Below are 2,463 nucleotides of genomic sequence, written 5' to 3'. Positions count from 1 at the left end.
CTTAGCAGGAAGCAACCGGTCGTTTGTTTCACCTTGACGGTGAGATAAATGACTACGCGTTGCGGAACAGTAGGTAACCTCACTGCCATTCAAATGCCGTGGCGGGCGAAAAATCAAACCTTGGCCCAATGGATCCCTAGCCACGATAGCTGAGTCGCCTGGCAGGAGATCGAACCTGACGGCGTTTTCTGCGCCAGCGTTTCCAGCGGGAGACCATCCAGTCGCTTAGGCTGTGGTTCACCGATCCCAGTTCCAACCCCATCCCAATCCAAAAGAGCATCTCGGCGTGAACTTGCAGCAATTGCCAGAGATCGCTGCCCCACACCCAGGGTTGCCACATCCACCAGCCCAACTGGGATCCCAGCCAAGCCCCCAGCAGGCCAGCTCCTCCTGCCCATAGGCTCAAGTACAGTACCCGCACGGCGGTGCCCACAATCGGCCCATGAGACCAAAAGGAGCGATGCCGCATCCACTTGCGGTAGGGCAGCCAAATCCAGCGCAAGAACAGCCAGCGTTGATACTGTCGGGAACAGGTGTCCAGATCTCCAGAAAACATCAGGCCGCTGAACAGATAGGCGGATCCCACAGCCAGGGCAACTGTGGTGCTGTTCCCCAACACACCGGCGGCTAGGGTGATGCCGGGGGCCGTCCAGAGGGTAATGCGATCGTGGGTGGATCCCAGCGGCATAAAGCCAGAGCAACAGTACACGACTGCGGCTCAGTCTACCCGCAAGCAAAGGAGAAAGCCTGCTCCAGCCCTGGGATCGCTCCGCCGGATCTTGAAAAACTTAAGCCTGCTGCTCCCCAGGGATCCCTCGATTCAGGCGATCCAACACCTGCAACTGTCGGTAGAGCATTTCAACCCGTGGCAGATGGATCCCAGCTTGTCGAGCGTACTGCAGTGGGTTGCCGAAGATCACCTGCAGTTCCAGAGGACGTTTGCGCTCATAGTCGATTTTCATGCTGGTGCGGTAGGGGGCCATTTTCTCGGTATTGGTGAGCATTTCTTGGATCAGGGAGTCGGGAAGCAGGCGATCACAAGCTGCAGCTCCCTGTATCACCTCCTGCATCAGCGTTTCCGCCAAAGCACGGGCCTCAGGGTCTCGAATCATTTGCTGAGTATCGGCATTGAACACCACCGAGAGGCCGTTGAAGGGAATATTCCAGACCAGTTTCTGCCAGCGGGCCAACATCAAATCTGGTGAGAGCGAAGTCGGGATCCCTGCCCGTTGAAAATCGGCTTGAACTTGTTGAAGGCGGGGCGTGATCCCTTGGGGGGCATAGCCAGGGCCGTATTCTGCCAGCAGCACCGAACCGTAATCCAGATGGTGAATGTGGCCGGGGCCAACCTTATTGGAGCTGATGAAGCAGAGGCCCCCCATGACCCGCTCTGGGCCAACGCAATCGGCAATCTCGGGTTCCACCCCCAGCCCGTTTTGCAACAAGATCACCACGCCATTCTCGGCCAACACAGGCGGGATCAAGTGCGGCAGAAGCGCATTTTGGGTGGCTTTCAAAGCCACGATCACCCCTTCGCAAGCGGGCATGTCCTCCACGGCTGCGTAGGCATTCACCTGGGGCAAATGAAAATCCCCCCAGCAGGACTGCACCCAGAGGCCGCTTTGGCGAACATGGTCATAGTCGCTGTGCAGCAGAAAATGCACCGAAAAGCCCGCCTGTTGCAATTTCGCCCCATAAAATCCTCCCAAAGCGCCCGTGCCCAAAACAGCGTAGCGGCGGGTTTCCGGCAACCAAGACATGGCAGTGAGTTTCGGCAGGTCATCCCTAAAATACCGCACCCCAGCGCCGGCTCAGGGTTTAATCTTTGCCGTTTTGTCTATCAACAGCACCCGCTCTTCTGCATCGGTTTCCCGCAGATGGACTCTCACCGTTTGCTCCGGTTCTGTGGAAAGCTGACAACCGCAGTAATCGGGCTGGATGGGGAACTGCCGGTGACCCCGGTCGATCAACACCGCCAATCGCACCCGTTCCGGTCGCCCAAAGTGGTTTAGAGCCTCCAAAGCTGCTCGCACGGTGCGACCGCGAAAGATAACATCATCCACCAGCACCACTTCTTGGCCGGTCAGGTCACGCGGCATTTCGCTGCGATCGGGGGTGCGCAACCCGCCGGCGCTCAAATCGTCGCGGAAAAAAGTGATGTCCAGCTCCCCCACTTGGGGCGGGATCCCCAGCAGAGTGGCAATCCGATCCCGCAGGCGGTAGGCCAGGGGAACTCCCCGGGTGCGAATGCCGATCAACGTCAACTTTTGGAGGTGGGGATGATCCCTGCCGATCGCCTCTGCCAGACCCTCGATCAGCCCGGCCAACTGCTCCGCATCGAAGACCTCGATCTCGGACATGGATCCCTGTCGCCCCCTCGCCAATCGCGGATCTGGTCTGTAGAAGACTTTAACAAAACGCGCGGAATTCCCCACCCTCTGTAGGGTGGGGATGGATAGCGCC

At 58.5% G+C, this 2,463-nt stretch carries 3 protein-coding genes; all 3 read right to left on the bottom strand.

The features are described from left to right. Nucleotides 1-136: 136 nt before the first annotated feature. Nucleotides 137-709, bottom strand: a complete 573-nt coding sequence (locus NW838_RS13465; RefSeq protein ID WP_414358055.1) for a metal-binding protein — start codon at nucleotides 707-709, stop codon at nucleotides 137-139. Between the two features lie 79 nt (nucleotides 710-788). Continuing rightward, nucleotides 789-1,760: a putative 2-dehydropantoate 2-reductase gene (locus NW838_RS13460; protein ID WP_414341611.1), complete on the bottom strand. Its 972-nt coding sequence runs from the start codon at nucleotides 1,758-1,760 to the stop codon at nucleotides 789-791. Nucleotides 1,761-1,811: 51 nt separating this feature from the next. Beyond that, a complete protein-coding gene (gene pyrR / locus NW838_RS13455; RefSeq protein WP_414358057.1) occupies nucleotides 1,812-2,360 on the bottom strand; it encodes a bifunctional pyr operon transcriptional regulator/uracil phosphoribosyltransferase PyrR in 549 nt (182 codons plus the stop codon). Nucleotides 2,361-2,463 lie beyond the last annotated feature (103 nt).

This window comes from Synechococcus sp. R55.2 (assembly GCF_047462075.1).
Classification (GTDB): domain Bacteria; phylum Cyanobacteriota; class Cyanobacteriia; order Thermostichales; family Thermostichaceae; genus Thermostichus.
The sequence above is the reverse complement of the archived record's forward strand: the minus strand, read 5'-3'. Positions and strand labels throughout refer to the sequence as shown.